This window comes from Methylobacterium bullatum (genome assembly GCF_014845095.1).
Lineage (GTDB): Bacteria > Pseudomonadota > Alphaproteobacteria > Rhizobiales > Beijerinckiaceae > Methylobacterium > Methylobacterium bullatum.
In genome coordinates this window covers 1-21,016 of the sequence record NZ_NKUG01000012.1, presented here as the reverse complement: position 1 = coordinate 21,016, position 21,016 = coordinate 1, and the positions used below count along the sequence as shown (strand labels likewise).

The following is a 21,016-nucleotide window of genomic DNA, read 5'->3' as shown; positions in this document are numbered from 1 at the left end:
CTCCCCCGGTCGCTCCGCGACCACCCTCCCCCGCAGAGGGGGGAGAGTTGGCGCGCTGCGGCGATATTGGTTTTACAAACGCCTTCATGCGGCGAGCCTCTGGGGCTGGGGAGCCGGCGCGGCGGAGGCGGAAACCACCGGCCGGCGCAGGCTGAGATCCGCCTCGGCGAGCTTGGCCGCGACGAGCAGGATCAGGCCCAACAGGCTGATTCCATAGGCCCATCCCGCGAGGTCGCGGCGCGGCCGTTGCTCGATATAGGGGATCGGGTCGCGCTCCAGGCGCTCGATCTGGCCGATGGCATCGGCCACCGCCTCGGCGCCCTCGGCCTCGAAGGCGCGGTAGGGCGTGCCGAGGCTCTTGAAGAAGAGGTCGAGATGTCGTTCCGGCGCGGCCTGAGGGGTGTCCTCGCCCGACGGCCTGTCGGAGATGGAGGGAGAGCCCTTCGTCCGCAGGAACAACCAGTAGAGGTTCGGGCGAAGTCGCGCGAATTCGGCGCGCAAGGTCCCCTGGACGCGGGGATCGATCACCGCCGCGCCGTCGGAGACGATGAGCAGGGCGCGCGAGACGTTGGCGGTGCCGGCGCCGAACTGTGAGAGCGCCATGCCGAGGCCGCGCGCCACGTTGGTGTAGTCGAGGCCCGGCCGGTCGATGGCGGCGATGGCCGCGCGGACCGCTTCGTGCCGATCGGTCATGGGCACCACCAGCATGGGGGCCGTGGAGAAGGCCGAGACGGCGAACTGGTCATGGGCGCGGCTGCCGACGAACTCGCCGAGGAGCCGGCGCGAGGCCGCCGCCTTCGATTCCTCGGCACCGGAGGGCTGCAGCCCGGCGAAGGTCTCGTTCATGCTGCCCGAGCGATCGACGAGGATCGAGACCTGGGCGCCGATGCCCGTGCGGGTGATGGTCTCGCCCTGGCGATAGGGACCGGACAGGGCGGCGACGAGGCCGCCGATGGCGAGGATGCCGGCCGCGCGCAGGCCCCAGCCGATGAGGCGCGACAGGCCGTCGACGGGGCTTGCCGCGATGCTGGAGAGCGGGGTGACCCGCTGGCTCGACGCGGCGAGCGGCAGCAGCGCCAAAGGCAGCAGCCACAAGACCCAGGGAAAATCCGCCATCAGGCGCATGAGACCACCGCCATCAGACCCATGCTTCGACCGCCATCGGCCGGGTTTTCGGCCCGTTCATGATTCCCGCTCGATGGCGGTGAGTTTCCGGGTCAGGGCCACGATGTCGGCCAAGGGAAGACGCCGCATGGCCCCCGCCGGACCGGGACCGAAGAAGCTGTGACGCGAGGCGTCGAGGAAGGCGGCGAGGCCGGCCCGTTCCCGCGCATAGGAGGGGTTGCGGGTGAGGAAGGCCGGCAGGTCGTCGGCCAGGACCCGGCGCCCGTCGGTCTCGTCCAGCGCCCGGTGAAGCGCGAGAAGGGCGGTCTCGTAGGCCGCCTCGTCCTCCCCCCGTCCGGCGAGGGCGCGCAGGCGGCGCAGGCACGCCGCGAAGGCCCTTCCTCCGCGTTTGGCGAAGGGCCACCATGTCCGGTCCCAGGCGAGACCCGCGAAGGCCAGCAGGGCCATGGCCATGAAGCCGGCGCTTCCGACCACGAGGGGTTGCGTGTCGAGGGACGCCACCCGCCCGTCCGGACGCAGGTAGGTCCTCGGGTCTTCGCGGGCCGGCGGCTGGACCTCGCGCAGGGGCGAGATGTTGAACGACCAGGGCGGGACCTGGGCCTTGGCCGTGGTCGCGCCCTTGTCCGTATCGCTCACGAAGGTGACGGTGAAGCCAGGGATCTCGAGGGCGCGCGCATCGAGGGCGGCGTAGAAGTTCTGATAGGTGAGATCGAGGCGCACCCGGCTGCCGCCGCCCTCGGATGCCTGCGTGACCGCGACGGTGCGAAGGTCGAGCCAATAGGTGATCGCGCCGGGCTGGGGCAGCGAGGCGGCCTGCAGGGCAAAGCCCGGCTCGACCACGATATCGACCTGGGCGCGGACGAGATCGCCGAGGAAGTAGCCGAACGGGCGCGGCGTGCGCACCTCGACGGTCCGCACCTGGGACTGGGCGGTGAGCGACGAGCAGAGCAGGAACAGGAGCGGGGCGAGGCGGCGCATGGGATGCCTCAACTCGCCAGGAGGTGGCGGCTGACCGCGTCGGGGTCGAAGCGGCCCGCGAGGCGGAAGGGCGGACGACCGTAGGTGGAGGCGATCCGGCGCAGGGTCTCGGCCCGCTCGGCTTCGCGCGCGATCCAGCGGCGGCGCAGGCCGGGGCGCATGAAGACCACGCGGCGGCCCGCGCCTTCGAGATCGTCGAGCTCCATCAGGCCCCATTCGGGCAGATCGTCGTCCTCGGCGGAATCGGCCAGGACGACGGGCACGAGGTCGTGGCGCGACAGGCTCGCGAAGGTCTCGGCGATGAGTGCCTCCGGCCAGCGGAAGTCGGAGACCAGGAACACGATCTTGGGACGGCCGACGAGGCGGCGGGCCGCTTGCCCCATCCCGTCCGCGCGGTCGCCGGTGCAGGCGGCGTCCGTCAGCCGGGAGACCACGTCGCCGGCCATGCTGCGGCGACGGCTCGCGGGCAGGAACACGTCCTCCCGCAGGGCGGCATCGCAGCCGATCAGGCCGAAAGCGTCGCCGATGCGCGTGGCCGAGGCGGCGAGGCAGCCGCAGAAGGACGAGACGAGCCCCATCCTGTCCGCCTCGCCGGAGAAGCGCATGGAGGCGGAAAGGTCGACCAGCGCCCAGACTTCGAGCGCCGTGCGACTCTCGAAGCGGCGGACATAGGTTCCCTCGAACGGGTCGCGCAGGGTGGCGCGGACGTCGATGCGGCGGGCATCCGGCATGCGCAGGAACGGCACCTGATCGCGGAAGGTGCCCAGACCCCCGGCGTCGCGGCCGCGATGGGCGCCCGCCACCGTGCCGGGCACGCGGCCGCGCGGGCGGTAGACGATGTCCGGCGTCGGCTCCTGGGGCGTTCTCTCGGGCGCCGTCACGGGGCGGGCACGGTGTCGAACACGGCGCGGCAGAGTTCCGGCACGATGGTGCTGCGGCGCATCTCGTAGATCGGCTCGAGGAAGACGCGGTGGGCCATCACTTCGGGAAAGATCGCGCGGATATCCTCGGGCACGAGCCAGTCGCGGCCCTCCAGCCAGGCGCGGACGCGGGCGGCCCGCACGAGGAAGGCGACGCCGCGTGGCGAGGCCCCGCCCTGGATCAGGGCCGACATGTCGATGCCGGGCAGGCGGATGCCGGCCTCGTGCGGGCGGACCAGGGCCTCCCACAGGCCGACCACGTAGGCCTCGATGGCCGGGCTCGCCTGGATGCCGTGCTGGATCGCCGCGCCGATCCCCGCCATGGCGGCGTGATCGAGGACGCCGCCGTCGATGCCGGCGATGAGGGCGTCGGTGTCGTGGAAGCGCGGATCGAAGACGAGGGCGCGGCGCGCCTCGGCATCGCGCGGGGCTTCGAGGCCGATCTCCATCAGGAAGCGGTCGCGGGCGGCGGCGGGGAGCTCGAAGGTCTCCTCGCGCTCGACGCGGTTGCGGTCGGCGAAGACCTGGAGATTGGGGAAACGGTATTCGCGGTTGAACGCGGTGAGACTCCGCTCGGCCATGAGGCGGAGCAGGAGCGAATGGACCTGCGGACGCGCGCGGTTGATCTCGTTGAAGAAGAAGATCGAGAGGTCTTCGGATTGCCGCAGCACCGGCCCCGGCTCCACGCGCGGGCGACCGTCATCGGCGAGGTAGGTGTGATAGATGAGGTCGGACGGCATCATGTCCACCGTGCCCTCGATGCGCTCGTAGGCGCCTCCGAGCGCCCGCGCCACGGCGCGCAGCAGGGTGGTCTTGCCGACGCCGACATCGCCTTCGAGCAGCACGTGGCCCCGGGCGAAGAGCGCGATGGTGAGAAGCCGGATCGCCCGGTCCTGGCCCACCACGGCGCCGCGGACCGCGCGCTCGAAACGGCCGGCCGCCTCGCGCCAATCGCTGAGCATCGCGTCGCCGGAGCGGATGTCGTTCATGGGGTTTGCCTTTGAGGACAGCGGCCGCGATCCCCGGACGGAGCGGTCCAGGCGCCTGAGGGGATCGCGGTCACCGTGATGGCCGCCCAAAGCGATGGGCGGCGACGACGTCAGTTGGAGGAAATCTTGGTGACGTCGTATTCGAACTTGCCGGTCTTCTTGGCGGCTTCGATGCGCTTCTTGTTGCGCTCTTCCATCAGCCTGATCGACTCCGACTGCTTGTTCAGCTCCTTCGGATCGTGCTTCGGGTCGTATTTCGTGCCGGCGATCTTCTCGGGGAAGCCGGGCTTGGGCTGCCAGCAATCGCCGGCGGCCTTGCACTTGGTGCCGTCATAGGCGAGCGCGGGAACGGCGAGCAGCGCGCCCGCACCGATTGCGAGAGCCGTGATGAGTGTCCGCATGGTCGTCTCCTCTGGTTTTGATTGCTACGGCGTCCGCCGCTTCTCGCTCACCGCGCGAGGCATCCCCGCGCGACGTGACTTCCCAAGACCGCTACTCCAGCGGTGGGCACTGGCCCGGAGCGTCCTTGGGGAAGGTCTCGCCCTGCTTGTAGGGCGTGTATGTCTTCTTCTGCTCGTCGTTGAGCCAGACGGCGTCCTTGACCGGGCCGGTATAGAGGTGCCGGATCCAGGCGATCGTCTGCAGCATCTCGTCGGGCGTCAGGTTCTCGTTGTGCGGACCCATCATGCCGTTGGCGCCGCCGAAGATGGTGGCGAACAGGCCGGTATCTTCGGTGTTGGACGGATAGGTCCAGTAATTGTCGTTGAGGCCGGGGCCGAGCTTGCCTTCGGCGAGGTGCCCGTGACAGCCGGAGCACGAAGTCGCGAACAGCGACTCGCCGTTACGCAGGCAGGACTTGTCGTCGATGTAGAGGTTCTTGCCGGTCTGGAAGAACTCCTTGACGGCGGGAGTGTCGCGGCCACCCTCCTTGCCCTCGGAGGTGTTGAGTTCCTCACCGGTGACGGTGTTGCGGAAGGTCATCCCCGTTGACGGGCCCGCATTCGGCTGGGCCAGGGCCGCCACGCCGATGGAGGTGAATCCGAGGGCGAGGAAGGCGGCGAGGACACGGTTCGTGTGACGCATCGATTTGCTCTGTTTATCCCCGGACTTGCGGCCGAGGTGGGCGTACCGGTGCTCAGCGCACCGGCGACGCGGGACAGGGTTCGGAGGATCAGTTGGAAACGGGGGTGACGGGCACGCCGTCCTGGCGGAGGATCGCCTCGATCTGCGGGCGGGCTTTGGCGATCGCGGCATCGAGGGCCGCCTTCAGGGCCTGGTCGTCGCGGCGGACGCCCATGGACTGGTCGAAGCTCTGCGGCACCTTCTGGCCGTCGCTGCGCACCGTATCGTCCGGCACCGGATTCATGCGCAGGGGCTGGCTCGAATCCTTGACGTAGCGGGCGACGTCCGGCGCGAAGGCCACGGCCACGTCGGCCTTGTTGGCGACGACTTCGCTGACCATGCGGGCCGGGTCGATCTGCGTGTAGGTGTTGCGGGCCGCGCGGAAGTTCACCAGCGAGTAGAGGTAGGCCATGTCCTCCTCGTAGCGGCCGATATCCTTGAGCATCGCCTCGCCGGGCGTGCCGAAACCGACGACCATGTGGTCGATGGTCTTCAGGCGCGGATCGGACCAGGACTTGATGTCGAGGTCCCTGTCGGCGCGGGTGATGAAGACGTAGCCGCTGCGGTAATAGGGCTTCGTGGCGAGCACGCGCGGGTCGTCGCTGTCGAGGCCGACCACCACGTCGCACAGCTTCTTGTCGAGGCTGTCGCGCACGAGATAGATCGCGGCCTTGTCGGACCAGACGAACTGCGCCTTGCGCCCCATGGCCTCGGCGACGGCGGAGGCGATGCGGTTCTCGAGCCCGGAGCCGTCCTTCATCGAGAGCGGCGGCTGGTTGGCCGCGCAGACCCGGAGGACGCTGTCGTCGGGCGCGGATTTCGTGTCGGCCTGCGCGAACGCGGCACCGCCCAAGGCGAGGACAGCCGCGACGGACAGACATCCTTTGGCGAAGGACATGAGAGCGTTTCCGTTGTTTTTTATGGGTCGGATTCGTTGGGATCGAGGCGGCGTGAGCGGAGCGCCGCTCTCCTCCCCAGCGGATCTCGGGCCTGCCCGAGATCCGTCGAGCTTGTGGGGAGGAGCTGGAGGTGGGGGTGGTTGGGTGCCCCTCAGCCGAGTGAGACAAGCGGCGCCACCCCCACTCCTGACCTCTCCCCACAAGGGGGAGAGGGACATGCTCTGCCAGCGCGATCAGGTGTTTGAATCCGATGGCCCGCAAAGGAGGGCGTTTCCCGGTTTCAGTACACGTCGGCCTGATACCGCCCGGTCTTCTTGAGATGGGCGAGGTAGGCCACGGCCTCGTCGGGATTCTTACCGCCATGGGTTCCGGCGACGTCGATGATTGCCCGCTCCACATCCTTGGCCATGCGCTTGGCATCGCCGCAGACGTAGAAATGGGCGCCGCCTTCGAGCCATTTCCACAGGTCCGCGCCGTTCTCGCGCATGCGGTCCTGCACATAGGTCTTCTCGGTCCCGTCCCGCGACCAGGCGAGGGACAGGCGGGTGAGCACCTTGCCGTCCTTCAGCGCGTTCAGCTCGTCCTTGTAGAAGAAGTCGCTGGCCTGGCGCTGGTGGCCGTAGAACAGCCAGTTGCGTCCCGGCGCCTGGGTCGCGGCGCGCTCGCGCAGGAAGGCGCGGAACGGTGCGATGCCGGTACCCGGCCCGCACATGATCACGTCCTTCGACAGGTCCTCCGGCAGGGCGAAGCCGTGCGCCTTCTGCAGGTAGACCTTGACCGTGGTCTTCTCGGCGATGCGTTCGCCGAGATGGGTCGAGGCGACACCCAGACGCAGCCGCGAGCGGTGGTTGTAGCGCACCGCGTCGACCGTGAGCGAGACCCGGCCCGGATCGGCCTTGGGCGAGGAGGAGATCGAGTAGAGTCGCGGCTGCAGCTCGTCGAGGGCTTCCAGGAACACCTCCGCGTCGGGCCGGGCGCCGGGGAACTTGTGGAGCGCGCCGAGCACGTCGAGATAGGCGGCGTCGCCGTCCGGGTCCTCGCCCGCCGAGAGCGCCCGCGCCTTCTTGCGGGCCTCCCCCGAGGTGAGGAGGGAAAGGAGCTGGTAGAGCCCGTCCGGCGCGGCGCCCAGGGAGTAATCCTTGATCAGCCGGTTCCGCAGGGTCTGACCGCCGATCATGCGCTCGGGCCGGGTGCCGAGTTCGGCGATCACCGCATCCACCAGGGCCGGCGGGTTCGAGGGGAACAGGCCGAGGGAATCGCCGACCACGTACTCGATGGGCGTGCCCGTGAGATCGATCTCGACATGCCAGGTCTCCTTCTCGCCGCCCGGCTCGTTGAGGCGGGTGCGGGACAGGAACACGGCCTCCACCGGGTTCTCGCGGCAATAGCCGAGCGGTCCGAGGGGCGCTTCCGCCTTGGCCTCGCCCTCCCCCGCTTCGGCCGCCTTCGCGCCGCCGCCCGCGCCGAATTCCTCATCCAGCTTCTTGAGCATGCGGAGGGTGTCCTTGCCCCCCGGCTGGCACAGGTTCAGGCGCTCTTCCTTCTTCAGGAACAGAGCGTTGGCGTAGTCGGCGCAATTGTAGCCGCACTGCCCGCAATCCTGCTGGGCCATGGCGGCCATGAGCTTCTGGGGCTCGGGACGCTCCTTGGCGAGCTCCATCCGGTCGGGCAGCGGCATCGACGGATCGTGCCAGGGCGCGTCGTCATTGTCGGCGAGCTTCGGGCCGCTGCCCGTATCGCCGGGCGCGAGGGCCGTCGCGCCCTCCACGGCGGGGCCGAGCAGGGCGGCGAAATAGCCCGACAGCCAGGAACGCTGATCCGGGTTGAACGGGGCGTTCTCGGGGATGAGAACGAGCGGGGGGATGACGTGCTCGCTCATGCTGCGGCCTTCAGGACGGGTTGATCTTCGGCGAGGTTGCGGAGGGTCTCGGGGCCGGTGCGCGCGGTGAAGGCCTGGAAGCTCTCCTCCCGGCTCTCGCGGCGGCCGAGATAGCTGCGCAGCAGCGCCTCGATCCGCGAGGGGCAATCCTCCGCCTTCACCGCCTTCCAGATCTCGGTGCCGATCTTCGGGCTGTCGCCGAAGCCGCCGCCGACGACGATGTCGTAGCCCTCGACCGTGTCGCCCTCCTCCGAGACGACGACCTTCGCGCCGATGAGGCCGATATCGCCGATGTAATGCTGGGCGCAGCTATGGTGGCAGCCGGTGACGTGCACGTTCACGGGCACGTCGAGTTCCGGCAGGTGGGCCTCCATGTAATCGGCGATGACGAGCGCGTGGCCCTTCGTGTCCGAGGCGGCGAACTTGCAGCCCTTGTTGCCGGTGCAGGCCACGAGGCCGGCGCGGATGCTGGAGGCTTCCGTGGTGAGGCCGAGCGCTGCCACGCGGGCCTGGACCTCGGCCACCTTGGCATCGGGCACGCCGGAGAACAGGAAGTTCTGCCACACCGTCATGCGGATGGCGCCGTCGCCGCATTCCGACGAGATCTTTGCCAATTCCCGCATCTGGTCGGAGGTCATCTTGCCGACGGGCAGGATCACGCCGATCCAGTTCAGGCCCGGCTGGACCTGTTTGTGGACGCCCACATGGGAGAAGCGGTCCATGGGCGCACGCGGCGCGAGATGGGCGGGGTCGACCCGGTCGAGCTTGTATCCGAGCTCGTCTTCCACGGCGGCGAGGTACTTGTCGAAGCCCCAGGCATCGAGGACGTACTTCATCCGGCTCTTGTTGCGGTTGGTCCGGTCGCCGTTCTTGATGAAGACCCGCAGGATCGCGTCGGCGACCTTGTTGCAGGCCTCGGGCTTCAGCACCACGCCGGTGTCGCGGGCGAGATCGCGGTGGCCCGAAATGCCGCCGAGCACGAGGCGCATCCAGATGCCGGGCTCCACGGCCGCGCCATCGAGGACCTTCACCGCCTGGAAGCCGATATCGTTGGTCTCCTCCAGCACCGGCATCACGCCGCCGCCGTCGAAGGCGACGTTGAACTTGCGCGGCAGGCCGTATAGCGAACGGTCGTTGATGATCCAGTTGTGCCAGGACTTGGCCAGGGGCCGCGTGTCGAGGAGTTCCTGGGCGTCGATGCCGGCCACGGGTGAGCCGGTCACGTTGCGGATGTTGTCGGCGCCCGAGCCGCGCGCCGTGAGGCCGAGATCGATCAGCCCGTCGAGGAAGGGCTGGCCGTGCTCCGCCGTGATCTCGCGGACCTGGAGGTTGGCGCGGGTGGTGACGTGGCTGTAGCCGCCGCCATGGGCATCGGCGAGATCCGCGATACCGGCGAACTGCCAGTGCTGCAGGATGCCGTTGGGGATGCGCAGGCGGCACATGAAGTCGCCGCTGGCCGGGGCGAGCCAGAACAGGCCGTGATAGCGCCAGCGGAAATTGTCCTCCGGCTTCGGGGCCTTACCGGTGGCGGCCTCGGCGATGAGGCGGTTGTGCCCGTCGAACGGGTTCTCCGCCCGCTTCCACTTCTCCTGGTCGCAGAGCTTGCCGCCGGCCTTCACCGTGGCGTCCTGGGCCTTGATGTGGATGGCGTCCGGGCCGGTGGGCTCGGAGGGCGCGGCGGCACCCTGCCCGAGGGCGAGGCCGCCGGTGAGGCGGGCGGCGGCGATGCCCGAGGCGAAGCCTTCGAGGTAGCGCTTCTGCTCGGCGTTGAAGTCGTCGGCCATGGAAGCCTCCATCATGCTGCCAGGGATTGGGAATCGGGGGCGTGGACGCGCCCGAACATCAGGTCGTCTCGGTGATCGGCGATCGGTTCGCCGGTGCGGATCAGCGTCTTGCACCAGCCCTGTTCGGCGATGTCGCCGACGAAGACGGCGCCGAGGAGCTTGCCGTCGCCGATGATCAGCTTCCGGTAGAGGCCGAGGCCGGGGTCCGACATCACCACCGTCTCGGCATGTTCGGGCGCCTCGATCTCGCCGGCCGAGAAGACCGGCAGGCCCGAGACCTTGAGGCTGGTGGCCAGCGATGTGCCGAGATAGGCCGCCTCCTCGCCGACGAGGTGGCGGCTCAACACTTCGGCCTGGTCGTAGGCGGGCTCGACGAGGCCGTAGACCATGCCGCGATGCTCGGCGCATTCGCCGAGCGCGAAGATGCGCGGATCGGAGCTCGTCATCCGGTCGTCGACCTTGATGCCGCGCCCGACATCGAGCCCGGCGCCCTGGGCGAGGACGGCATTGGGGCGTACCCCCACCGACATCACCACGAGGTCGGCCGGCAGCACCGTGCCGTCCGACAGGACGAGGCGCTCGACCCGGCCGTCGCCCTCCACATGGGCGGTATCGGCCTTGAGGAGGACGCGGACACCGCGGGATTCCATGGCGCGCTTCACCAGGCCGGCGGCGTGGTGGTCGAGTTGGCGCTCCATCAGCCGGTCCATGACATGGAGCAGGGTGGTGTCGACCCCGAGCCGCGCGAGGCCGACGGCGGCCTCCAACCCGAGCAGGCCGCCGCCGATGACGATGGCCTTCGCCCCCGTCACCGCGGCCTTCCGGATCGCCGCCACATCCGCGAGATCGCGGAAGGTGATGATGCCGGGCAGGTCCATGCCGGGCTTCGGCAGCCGGATCGGCAACGAGCCGACCGCGAGAACGAGCTTGTCGAAGGGCAGGACATGGGTCTCGCCGACCATGACGAGGGCGTTCTCCCGGTCGATCTGCGTCACCGGCGCTCCGGTGATGAGGCGGATGCCGTGCGCCTCGTACCAGTCGAGGCCCCGGAACGCGCAGGCCGCCTCATCCACCTCGCCGCCCAGCAGGGACGAGAGCAGCACGCGGTTATAGGCCGCCTGCGGCTCGGCACCCACGACGGTGACGTCGTAGCGACCGGGCGCGCGCTCGGTCAGCCGCTCCAGAAACCGCAACGACGCCATGCCGTTGCCGATCACCACCAGACGCTCCTTCATGACCTGCGTCCGATCCTCACGCCGCCATGGCGGGTTTGGCGTGGCGGGCATAGAGGAACTCGAGCACTGCGGCGCGAGCATGGGTGTAAGTGGCGTCCTCCACCAGATCGAGGCGGCGGCGGGGACGCTCGAGATCGACCTTCAGGATCTCGCCGACCGTGGCCGAGGGACCGTTGGTCATCATCACGATCCGGTCCGAGAGCAGCACCGCCTCGTCGACATCGTGGGTGATCATGATCACGGCGTTCTTCAGCCGCGCATGGATGTCCATCAGCGAGTCCTGCAGATGGGCGCGGGTCAGCGCGTCCAGCGCCCCGAACGGTTCGTCGAGGAGGAGCACCTTCGGCTCCATGGCGAGCGCCCGGGCGATGCCGACGCGCTGCTTCATGCCGCCCGAGATCTCGTTGGGGCGACGGTCCGCGGCATGGGTCATGTTCACGAGGGCGAGGTTGTGGTCGATCCATTCGGACCGCTCGGCCTTGGTCTTCTTGCCCTTGAGCACCTTCTCGACGGCGAGCGCCACGTTCTCGCGCACGGTCAGCCAGGGCAGCAGGGAATGGTTCTGGAACACCACGGCGCGGTCCGGGCCGGGGCTGTTCACCTCCTTCTCTTCAAGGAGGACGCCGCCGGTGGAGGCCTTGAGCAGCCCGGCGACGATGTTGAGCACCGTCGACTTGCCGCAGCCGGAATGGCCGATCAGCGAGACGAACTCGCCCTTGTCGATCTTCACGCTCACGTCGCGCAGCACCTCGTTGGTGCGCCCGGCGCGGGTGAAGCTGATGCCGACATTCTCGATGCTGAGATAGCTCATGGGTCTCGTGTCCCTCTGCGAGAGGCGGTCGGGGCACGGCACGACGGGGAAGCCCCGGCGTGCCGTGCGGAGGCGTTCAGGCGGTGGCGCCGCGGGTGACGAGGGTGCCGATGAAGGCCACGAACCGGTCGAGGAAGAACCCGATCACCCCGACATAGACGAGGGCGACGATGATCTCGGAGATGTGCGACGAGTTCCAGGCGTCCCAGATGAAGAAGCCGATGCCGACGCCGCCGATGAGCATCTCCGCCGCCACGATGGCGAGCCAGGACAGACCGACGCCGATGCGAAGCCCCGTGAAGATGTAGGGAGCCGCCGAGGGCAGCATGATCTTCACGAAGAATTCGAGCGGGTTGAGGCGCAGCACCGCCGCCACGTTGCGGTAATCCTGCGGGATGTTGCGGATGCCCACCGCCGTGTTGATGATGATCGGCCAGATCGAGGTGATGAAGATCACGAAGATGGCCGAGGGCTGGCCGTCGCGGAACGCCGCGAGGGAGAGCGGCAGCCAGGCCAGCGGCGGGATCGTGCGCAGCACCTGGAAGATCGGGTCGAGGCCGCGCATGGCCCAGTCCGACTGGCCGATCAGGGTGCCGACCATGATGCCCACGACGGTGGCCAGGGCGAAGCCGAAGGCGACGCGCTGGATGCTGGCGTAGATGTGCCAGAACAGGCCCTTGTCGGTGCCGCCATTGTCGTAGAACGGGTGGGCGATGATGTCCCACGCCTCGGTGACGACGCGCGAGGGCGGCGGCAGACCGGCGGTGGGCCGCGAGCACAGCAGCTCCCAGATCACCAGGAAGGCGATCAGCACCACGACCGGCGGGATCAGGTTGACGGCGATCCGGCGGAACGTCGCCAGGGTCACCAGGGGCTTGCGCGGGGCCTTGGCCGCCGGTTTCGCGGCGGCTCCCGTCACGGCGATGGTGGAGGTGTTGGCCATCACGCGATCCTCTTGATGCCGAGGCTGGACAGGTAGGCGGCGGGATCGGCGGGATCGAAGACCTTTCCGTCGAAGAAGGTCTCCTTGCCGCGCGACGTGGAGCTCGGGATCGCGGTGACGCCCAGCGCCTTGGCGGCGTCGCGCCAGATATCCTCGCGGTTCACCTTGGCGATGAGCGCCTTGGTGTCCGTCTGCGCGTCGAACTTGCCCCAGCGGATGTCCTCGGTGAGGAACCAGAGGTCGTGGCTCTGGTAGGGGTAGGAGGCGTTGTCGGCGAAGAACTTCATGACGTAGGGGCTGTTCTCGACCACGCGGCCGTCGCCGTAATCGATGGTGCCCTTCATGCGGCCGGCGACGTCGCCGACGGGGATGTTGATCCACTGGCGCTTGGCGACGATTGCCGAGAACTCGTCCCGGTTCTCGGGCTTGTCGCACCACATCTGCGCTTCCAGCACCGCCATGGTCAGGGCCTTGGCGGCGATGGGGTTCTTCTCGACCCAGGAGGCGCGCATGGCGAACGCCTTCTCCGGGTGGTCCTTCCACAATTCGCCGGTGGTCAGCGCGGTGTAGCCGAGGCCCTGCTGCACGAGCTGCGCGTTCCACGGCTCGCCGACGCAGAAGCAATCCATCGTGCCGACCTTCATGTTCGCCACCATCTGGGGCGGCGGCACGACGATGGTCTCGATGTCCTTGTCGGGGTCGATCCCGCCGGCGGCGAGCCAGTAGCGGATCCAGAGGTCGTGGGTGCCGCCGGGGAAGGTCATGGCCGCCTTCACCGACTTGCCGGCGGCCTTCTTCTTGTCGATCGCCGCCTTGAACACCTTGGAATCGAGGGAGACCTTGGCGTCCAGATACTCCTTGGCCACCGAGACGCATTGGCCGTTGGTGTTGAGGCGCGCCAGGATCTGCATCGGCACGGGGACGTTGTTCTGCGTCACGCGGCCGGCCGAGATCAGGTAGGGCATCGGCGTCAGGATGTGAGCGCCGTCGATGCCGTTCCCCTCCGAGCCGAGCACGAGGTTGTCGCGGGTGGTGCCCCAGCTCGCCTGTTTCAGCACCTCCACGTCGGGCATGCCGTGCTTGGCGAAGAAGCCCTTTTCCTTGGCGACGAAGAGCGGACCGGCATCGGTGAGGGCGATGAAACCGAGCTTGGCGCCCTTCACTTCCGGGCCGGCCCCCTGCGCGAAGGCACCGCCGGGCAGCGCAGTGCGCGCCAGGGCTGCCAGCGACAAGGTCGCGGCGGCGCCCTTCAAGAGGCTGCGGCGGCTGTTCTGAAACCCGTCAGTCATGGAAAACTCGATCCCTCGAAGCTTAAGCATTCGACCCGAAAACGAAAAAAAACCGCTGCCCAAACGCAACCGAAGGCAGCCGCGAAAGCGCGCCAACGGGTTACTTGGGTCAGCGGCTCTGCCGACATTCGTGCCCGTCGCCGTTGACGAGCGGGATAGGCTCAGCAGGTTCCGTGCCAGACGCAGTCCAGCCTGTAACGGCTCTAAGTCCGAAGGCGGTTCGGACGGCGCGGGAGAGCACGCGGCCCTGCGGCTTCGGCGGGGCGTGCGTTGCACAATCGGGAGGCTTTTCGTGCCGCCAAAAGCGGCGTCCGGCCCCGATCAGCCGCTCAGAGCGGCATCGAACAGGTCCGGGCGGTAGATCGCGCGGGCGGCGGAACGAAGCTCGTCGGAGGCGACAAGCTGTCCGGCGCGCTCCGCCTCGCCGACGAACCAATCCGCATGGCCGGGGTCGGGCCGGTGCGCGCGCTCGCCGAACAGGCTGAAATGCGGGTCCCGCCGCCGCCGCCCGTCGGAATCGACGATCACGTCCCCCGTGAGCGCCCGTTCGAGAATCGGCGCCGGTACGTTCAGGTAGCCGTCGCGCGAAAGGAGGGAGGCGAGTTCGGCGCTGTTGCCGGGATCGGCGCACCAGCGCCCGGCCCGGTCGAGGGCACGCACCAGGGGGGCGCAGCGCGGCGCTTCGGATTCCGGCAGGGCCAGAACCTTCTCCGGGCAATCGGGCAGGAGTTCACTGCCGAGGACCGCGATGCGGCCATACCCCTCCGCCACGGCGACGCTGTTCCAGGGGCTCCCGACGCAGAACCCGTCGATCAGTTCGCGCCGCAGCGCCTCGGCGATCTGTGGCGGCGGGATCACCACGAGGCGCGTCTGCGTGTCGAGGTCGAGGCCGCCGCGCTCGGCGAAGATCCGGAGCTGGTAGGTGTGGCTGGAGAACGGATGCACCGTGCCCAGCGTCAATGGCCTCCCCTCCCGCTCCCGCCGCATGGCGATGTGCGCGAAAGCGGCGGCCACGGTGTCGACCTCGTCGTCCGCGGCCTCCATCGCCTCCCATAGGGGGCGGGACACCGTGATGGCGTTGCCGTTGAGGTTGAGCGCCATCGGCACGCAAAGCCGGGTCAGCGGCCCGCTCAGCCCGAGCGCGCTGGCGATGGCGAGGGGCGCTAGCATATGCGCGCCATCGAGATGGCCCACCGCCAGCTTGTCGCGCAGGGTCGCCCAGGAGGGCTCGCGCACGAGGTCGAGGGTGAGCCCCTCGGCCTTGGCGAAGCCGAGCTCCGCCGCCGCGATCAGGCTCGCGGCATCCACGAGGGGGACGTATCCGAGCGCGAGCCTCATCCGAACAGGTCCGCCGTGGTGACGATGGCGCGGGCGATGTCGGCGATCTTGCTCTTCTCGTTCATGGCCTTGCGCCGCATCAGCTTGTAGGCCTCCTCCTCGCTGAGGGAGCGGGCGGCCATGAGGATGCCCTTGGCGCGCTCCACGATCTTCCGGTCGGCGAGCTCGCCCCGCGCCTCCACCAGTTCCCGCTGCAGCCGGGCGAAGGCCTGGAACCGCAGGATGGCGATGTCGAGGATCGACCGGATGCGCTGGGGATGCAGCCCGTCCACCACATAGGCCGAGATACCGGCATCCACCGCCGCCTGCATCATCGGCGCGTCCGAGCGGTCGACGAACATCGCCACCGGCCGCTCCACATGGCGGGACAGGCCCGACATTTGTTCGAGGATGTCCCGGCTGGGGCTCTCCAGGTGGATCACCACCACGTCGGGATTGAGGGCGGCCACCTGCGCCGGCAGGTCGGCGGTGTCGGGGATGATGACCACATCCGCGATTCCGGCGGCGCGCAGGCCCTCTTCGAGGATCGCTGCGCGGGCCCGGCTCGGATCGATCACGGCGACGGTGAAGGAAGGTTCTGTCATCGGGGCCCAATGGGGGGCGGGACGGCCGGTTCGTGCCGGCGGGAACGGGCAAGAGGCGTACCTAACACAGGGCTCGACCGCACGGATCTCCCCGACACACCGGCATCGCCGAAAAAGACCGTGGCCAAATCATCGGCTTCGACACCTTTCGATACGTTCGGGAAAGGAAATGGCCCAGCTTCCGCCGCAAACGCGGGCGCTAATGGCGGTGTCGAAGCGGGGTGAGGTGTTCGGATGGTGGAGTGCCGCATATCGCAGCCTGTCGAGAACGCCCTCGCCTCCGAGGCCGGGACCGGCATGGCGCTTCCCCTGCTGCCGACGATCGTCGTCGCGGTGATCGTGTCCGCCGCCTCCTTCCTCTGCCAGACGCCTTCCGCGCCCGTTCCCGAGACGCCCGCCAGCACGCGGATCGTCGAGATGGAGAGCCGGACGACGCAGGCGAGCCCGATCGAGACCGCCGATCTGGGCACGGCCTTCGTCCCGGCCGCCTTCGCCTTCCGTGATCAGTTTCCGCTGCGCGACCTCGTGACCACGACCGCCAGCGTCGCGCCGCGCCGCGCGACGTCCCGCACCGCCGCCGTGAAACCGTCTCAACGCCGGCCCGATTCCGCGCGGTCCGAAATGGCGAAGACCGAGGCGACGAGACCCGACGCCAACCGGGTTCCGTCGGTCGTCGCTGCGAAGGCCGCCGTCTCGCCCGAGCCGTTCCGGGTCGAGGCCGAGGCGGACGAGGAACTGATTCCGCATCTCGCCCTGCCCTTCGCGCCGGCGATCTCCGCGATCAGCCGGGCCGGCAGCTTCGTCGGCACCCAGAGCGCGGCGGTGGGCGCCGAGGCCCTGGCCCTCGGCAATGTCGTGACCGGGCTCGTCGACCGCCTGCCGTTGCGGCCCTGATCGCACTGCACCGCGCATCACGCGCGGTTTCGGGCCGGTCCGACCTTTCTTTCAGAGCTTTGCCGCTGGATTCTCCCCCTGTCGGGGACTAGGTGAGCCTTCGTCGACGAGACGGGCGCGAGGACCGCATTGCCGCGGGGGCCCGGCGGCAAGGATGGGCATGGCGGGACGGATCGAGGATTACGCGCTGGTCGGCGATGGCCGCACCGCTGCGCTGATCGGGCGCGACGGCAGCATCGACTGGCTCTGCTGGCCCCGTTTCGATTCCGCCGCCTGTTTCGCCTCCCTCCTCGGCACCGAGGAACACGGGTTCTGGAAACTGTCCCCGGCGGATGGCGAGGCCACGGTCACGCGCCGCTACCGGGAGGGCAGTCTCGTCCTCGAGACGCGCTATGTGACCTCCGCAGGCGAGGCCAGGGTGATCGACTACATGCCGGCCAATGACGGGTCGCACATGGTGCGCATCGTCGAAGGCCTGTCCGGCTCGGTCGACATGCGCATGGTCCTCGCCGTGCGCTTCGATTACGGGCTCGCGGTGCCTTGGGTGTCTCACAACGAACTCGGTGACCTGCGGGCGATTTCCGGTCCCCATAAGGTGGTTCTCCGCACTCGCGCGCCCCTCGATGGGGTCGGTCAGACCACGGTTTCGGACTTCACCGTGGCGGAGGGCGAGAGCCTGTCGTTCTGCCTCAGCTACGGCCCCTCGCACGAGGACGACCCGCCTCCGATCGAGCCGCGCAAGGTGCTGTTCCAGACCGATCGCTACTGGCGCGACTGGTCGAGCCGCTGCGCGTCCGGCACGCCCTGGGACGCGATCCTCAAGCGCTCGCTGCTGACACTCAAGGCTCTGATCTACACGCCCACGGGCGGGATCGTGGCCGCGCCCACCACCTCCCTGCCCGAGGAACTCGGCGGCGTGCGCAACTGGGATTACCGGTTCTGCTGGCTGCGGGATTCGACCTTCACCCTGATCGCCCTGATGGATGGCGGCTTTCTCGACGAGGCGCGGGCCTGGCGCGACTGGCTGATCCGCGCCGTGGCCGGCAATCCGGAACAGGCGCACATCCTCTACGGCATCGCAGGCGAGCGGCTCCTGCCCGAGATCGAGCTCGACTGGCTTCCCGGCTACGAGGGGTCGAAGCCGGTGCGGATCGGCAACGCGGCGGTCGACCAGTTCCAGCTCGATGTCTACGGCGAGATCTTCGACGCGCTCTATCAGGCCCGTCAGCGCGGCCTTCTCGGCGATGCCGACGGCTGGCGCGTGGGCCTCGCCCTGCTGGAGCATCTGGAGAAGGTCTGGAGCGAGCCCGACGAGGGCATCTGGGAGGTGCGCGGCGGGCGCCGCCACTTCGTCCATTCCAAGGTCATGGCCTGGGTCGCCTTCGACCGGGCCATCCGCTCCTTCGAGATGGGCGACGGGCCGCCCGCCCCCGTGGATCGCTGGCGTGCGATCCGCGACCATATCCACGAGGAGGTCTGCGAGAAGGGGTTCGACAAGGAGCTGAACAGCTTCGTCCAGTATTACGGGGCCAAGACCCTCGATGCGAGCCTGCTCCTCATCGCCCATATGGGCTTCCTGCCCCAGGACGACCCGCGTGTCGTCGGCACGGTGGAGGCCATCGGCAAACACCTGATGCGTGACGGATTCGTGCTGCGCTACGACACCGAGGATGACAATACCGATGGTCTGCCCGGCGGCGAGGGGGCTTTCCTGCCCTGTAGCTTCTGGTACGCCGACAATCTCATCGGCCTCGACCGCTGCCACGAGGCGCGGGAGCTGATCGAACGCCTCATCGGCGTCTGCAACGATGTCGGGCTCGTGGCGGAGGAATACGACGTGGGAGCCAAGCGCCTTGTGGGCAATTTCCCCCAGGCGTTCAGTCACGTCACGTTGGTGAACACGATTTTGAACTATAGCCGTGCCAGCGGGCCGGCGCGGGAGCGCAGCGAGAAATCCGCCCTCGCCCGGGCCACATCGCCGAACCGGGCGAGTTCTCCCGGCCAGGGTGTCGCAAATTGAGAAGGCGCCGCGGCCCAGCACAGCTGATCGCCGCAGCCCCGCAAAGAATAGGAAGACGAGACCATGAGCGGAGCCGAGACCAAGCCGAAGGGTGAACTGAGCGAGATCGACAAGCTCTCCATCGACACCCTGCGTACCCTGGCGATCGACGCGGTGCAGAAGGCGAATTCCGGCCATGCCGGCGCGCCGATGGCCCTGGCGCCCGTGGCCTACACCCTGTGGAATCGCTATCTCCGCTACGATCCGGCGCATCCGCACTGGCCCAACCGCGACCGGTTCGTGCTCTCGGCGGGCCATGCCTCGATGCTGCTCTACGGGCTGCTGCACCTCGCCGGTGTCGCCCAGACCGATGGCGGCAACGAGCCTGCGATCACCATCGAGGACATCAAGAACTTCCGCCAGCTCGACAGCAAGACGCCGGGGCACCCGGAATACCATTTCACCACCGGCGTCGAGACCACCACCGGGCCTCTCGGCCAGGGCGTCGCCAATTCCGTCGGCATGGCGATGGGCGGCCGCTTCCTCGGTGAGACCCTGAACCGTCCCGACCTGCCGCTGTTCGACTTCAACGTCTACGCGATCTGTTCGGATGGCGACCTGATGGAGGGCGTGGCCGCCGAGGCCGCCTCCATCGCCGGGCATCTGCGCCTGTCGAACCTGTGCTGGATCTACGACAACAACACGATCACCATTGAGGGGCACACCGAACTCGCCTTCTCGGAAGAGGTGGCGACGCGCTTCCTCTCCTATGGCTGGCAGGTCCTGCGGGTGGCCGACGCCAACGACGTCCATGCCATTTCCGCCGCCCTGGAGACCTTCCTCCAATCCAGCGACCGGCCGACGCTCATCGTCGTCAACTCGATCATCGGCTTCGGCGCCCCGAAGAAGCAGAACACCTCGAAGGCCCATTCCGACGCCCTGGGCGAGGAGGAGGTGAAGGGTGCCAAGCGGGCCTATGGCTGGCCCGAGGATTCCCAGTTCCTGGTGCCGGACGGCGTGGTGGAGAACTTCCGCAGCGGCATCGGCCAGCGCGGCGCCGAGCTGTTCGCCACCTGGGAAGGTTTCATGGCCGAGGCCAAGGCCTCCGATCCGGCCCTGGCCGAAGAGATCGACGCCCTCCTCACGGGCCGCCTGCCCGAGGGCTGGGACAAGGACATCCCGGTCTTCCCGGCCGACGCCAAGGGCATGGCCACGCGCGAATCCTCCGGCAAGGTGCTCAACGCCATCGCCAAGAACGTGCCCCACCTGCTCGGCGGTTCGGCGGATCTGGCGCCCTCCAACAAGACCAAGCTCGAATTCGAGGGGGCCGGTACCCTCTCGCCCTTCGAGCCGGGCGGCCGCAACATCCATTTCGGCGTCCGCGAACACGCCATGGGGTCGATCGTCAACGGCCTCGGCCTCGTCGGCCTGCGCGCCTACGGAGCGACCTTCCTGGTCTTCGCCGATTACATGCGGCCTCCGATCCGCCTCGCCTCGCTGATGGAACTGCCGGTCTTCCACGTCTTCACGCACGATTCCATCGGCGTCGGCGAGGATGGCCCCACCCACCAGCCGGTGGAGCAGCTCCTGACGCTCCGTGCCATCCCCGGCCTCGTCACCCTGCGCCCGGCGGATGCCAACGAGGTGGCGGAAGCCTACCGGGTCATCATGGGGTTGAAGGATCAGCCGGCGGTGCTGGCCCTGAGCCGCCAGCCGCTGCCGACCTTCGACCGGACTAAGTACGGCAGCGCCGCCGGCGTCGCGAAGGGCGGCTACGTGCTGGCCGATTGCGAGGGGACGCCGGAGGTCATCCTCATCGGCACGGGCAGCGAGGTGCAGCTCTGCGTCTCGGCCTACGAGGCGCTGACGGCGGAGGGCATCAAGGCCCGCGTGGTCTCGATGCCGTCCTGGGACCTGTTCGAGCGTCAGGACGAGGCCTACCGCAACGCGGTGCTGACGCCGGAGGTGCTCGCCCGCGTCGCTGTCGAGCAGGGCTCGGTCATCGGTTGGGACCGCTATGCGGGCTCCGCCGGCGCGATCATCGGCATGCACACGTTCGGGTCCTCGGCCCCGATCAAGGATCTGCAGACCAAGTTCGGCTTCACGCCGGAGAAGGTGCTGCAGGCCGCCCGCGACCAGATCGCGCGGCACAAGAAGTAGGTCTCGCGGGTTCCCTGAACGACGGAACGCACGTCCCCCTCCCCTTGTGGGGAGGGGTCAGGGGTGG

The 21,016-nt window shown here is 68.6% G+C and carries 18 protein-coding genes; 3 read left to right on the top strand and 15 right to left on the bottom strand.

All coding sequences use genetic code 11. The features are described 5' to 3' along the window. Nucleotides 1-84: 84 nt before the first annotated feature. The 15 genes from MBTS_RS01495 to MBTS_RS01425 form a co-directional block, all read right to left on the bottom strand. On the bottom strand, nt 85-1,125 hold the full coding sequence (locus tag MBTS_RS01495) for a vWA domain-containing protein (protein WP_192214945.1): 1,041 nt from the start codon (nt 1,123-1,125) through the stop codon (nt 85-87). 57 nt (nt 1,126-1,182) lie between these two features. Then, a complete protein-coding gene (locus tag MBTS_RS01490) occupies nt 1,183-2,103 on the bottom strand; it encodes a nonribosomal peptide synthetase MxaA (protein WP_192214944.1) in 921 nt (306 codons plus the stop codon). An 8-nt stretch (nt 2,104-2,111) separates the two neighbouring features. Beyond that, nucleotides 2,112-2,984 carry a DUF58 domain-containing protein gene (locus MBTS_RS01485; protein WP_192214943.1) on the bottom strand — a complete coding sequence of 291 codons (873 nt, stop codon included), beginning with the start codon at nt 2,982-2,984 and terminating at the stop codon, nt 2,112-2,114. After that, nucleotides 2,981-4,012: an AAA family ATPase gene (locus MBTS_RS01480; RefSeq protein ID WP_192214942.1), complete on the bottom strand. Its 1,032-nt coding sequence runs from the start codon at nt 4,010-4,012 to the stop codon at nt 2,981-2,983. Before MBTS_RS01480 ends, MBTS_RS01485 begins: the two co-directional genes overlap by 4 nt. Before the next feature lie 110 nt (nt 4,013-4,122). Continuing rightward, nucleotides 4,123-4,413 (bottom strand): methanol dehydrogenase [cytochrome c] subunit, encoded by a 291-nt coding sequence (locus tag MBTS_RS01475; RefSeq protein ID WP_018044532.1) that lies wholly within the window; start codon nt 4,411-4,413, stop codon nt 4,123-4,125. A gap of 91 nt (nt 4,414-4,504) precedes the next feature. Next, complete coding sequence (gene moxG / locus MBTS_RS01470; RefSeq protein WP_192214941.1) at nt 4,505-5,095, bottom strand: cytochrome c(L), periplasmic; 591 nt, start codon at nt 5,093-5,095, stop codon at nt 4,505-4,507. Between the two features lie 88 nt (nt 5,096-5,183). Next, nucleotides 5,184-6,032, bottom strand: coding sequence for a methanol oxidation system protein MoxJ (moxJ, locus tag MBTS_RS01465; RefSeq protein WP_147829595.1), 849 nt, complete (start codon nt 6,030-6,032; stop codon nt 5,184-5,186). Between the two features lie 281 nt (nt 6,033-6,313). Beyond that, nucleotides 6,314-7,912 carry a sulfite reductase subunit alpha gene (locus tag MBTS_RS01460; protein ID WP_056142435.1) on the bottom strand — a complete coding sequence of 533 codons (1,599 nt, stop codon included), beginning with the start codon at nt 7,910-7,912 and terminating at the stop codon, nt 6,314-6,316. Further along, the gene (locus tag MBTS_RS01455; RefSeq protein ID WP_147829996.1) at nt 7,909-9,696 is read right to left on the bottom strand and encodes a NirA family protein; all 1,788 of its coding nucleotides are present in this window, start codon (nt 9,694-9,696) and stop codon (nt 7,909-7,911) included. Before MBTS_RS01455 ends, MBTS_RS01460 begins: the two co-directional genes overlap by 4 nt. Before the next feature lie 11 nt (nt 9,697-9,707). Then, entirely contained in the window at nt 9,708-10,931 is a 1,224-nt protein-coding gene (locus MBTS_RS01450; protein WP_056142440.1) for an NAD(P)/FAD-dependent oxidoreductase, read from the bottom strand. Between the two features lie 16 nt (nt 10,932-10,947). Continuing rightward, nucleotides 10,948-11,742, bottom strand: a complete 795-nt coding sequence (locus MBTS_RS01445; RefSeq protein ID WP_018044086.1) for an ABC transporter ATP-binding protein — start codon at nt 11,740-11,742, stop codon at nt 10,948-10,950. Between the two features lie 76 nt (nt 11,743-11,818). Further along, nucleotides 11,819-12,685, bottom strand: coding sequence for a nitrate ABC transporter permease (gene ntrB / locus MBTS_RS01440; RefSeq protein ID WP_056142441.1), 867 nt, complete (start codon nt 12,683-12,685; stop codon nt 11,819-11,821). Further along, the gene (locus MBTS_RS01435) at nt 12,685-13,974 is read right to left on the bottom strand and encodes a CmpA/NrtA family ABC transporter substrate-binding protein (protein ID WP_056142444.1); all 1,290 of its coding nucleotides are present in this window, start codon (nt 13,972-13,974) and stop codon (nt 12,685-12,687) included. Before MBTS_RS01435 ends, ntrB begins: the two co-directional genes overlap by 1 nt. Nucleotides 13,975-14,295: 321 nt before the next feature. Next, entirely contained in the window at nt 14,296-15,312 is a 1,017-nt protein-coding gene (locus MBTS_RS01430) for a CmpA/NrtA family ABC transporter substrate-binding protein (RefSeq protein ID WP_056142445.1), read from the bottom strand. After that, entirely contained in the window at nt 15,309-15,896 is a 588-nt protein-coding gene (locus MBTS_RS01425) for an ANTAR domain-containing response regulator (protein ID WP_018044090.1), read from the bottom strand. Before MBTS_RS01425 ends, MBTS_RS01430 begins: the two co-directional genes overlap by 4 nt. Nucleotides 15,897-16,130: 234 nt before the next feature. Between MBTS_RS01425 and MBTS_RS01420 the strand changes: the two genes are divergently transcribed. The 3 genes from MBTS_RS01420 (at nt 16,131) to tkt (ending at nt 20,949) form a co-directional block, all read left to right on the top strand. Further along, a complete protein-coding gene (locus MBTS_RS01420; RefSeq protein WP_192214940.1) occupies nt 16,131-16,790 on the top strand; it encodes a hypothetical protein in 660 nt (219 codons plus the stop codon). Nucleotides 16,791-16,950: 160 nt separating this feature from the next. After that, the gene (locus MBTS_RS01415; protein WP_018044092.1) at nt 16,951-18,810 is read left to right on the top strand and encodes a glycoside hydrolase family 15 protein; all 1,860 of its coding nucleotides are present in this window, start codon (nt 16,951-16,953) and stop codon (nt 18,808-18,810) included. A 63-nt stretch (nt 18,811-18,873) separates the two neighbouring features. Next, nucleotides 18,874-20,949, top strand: a complete 2,076-nt coding sequence (gene tkt, locus MBTS_RS01410; RefSeq protein WP_018044093.1) for a transketolase — start codon at nt 18,874-18,876, stop codon at nt 20,947-20,949. The last annotated feature ends 67 nt before the right edge of the window (nt 20,950-21,016 follow it).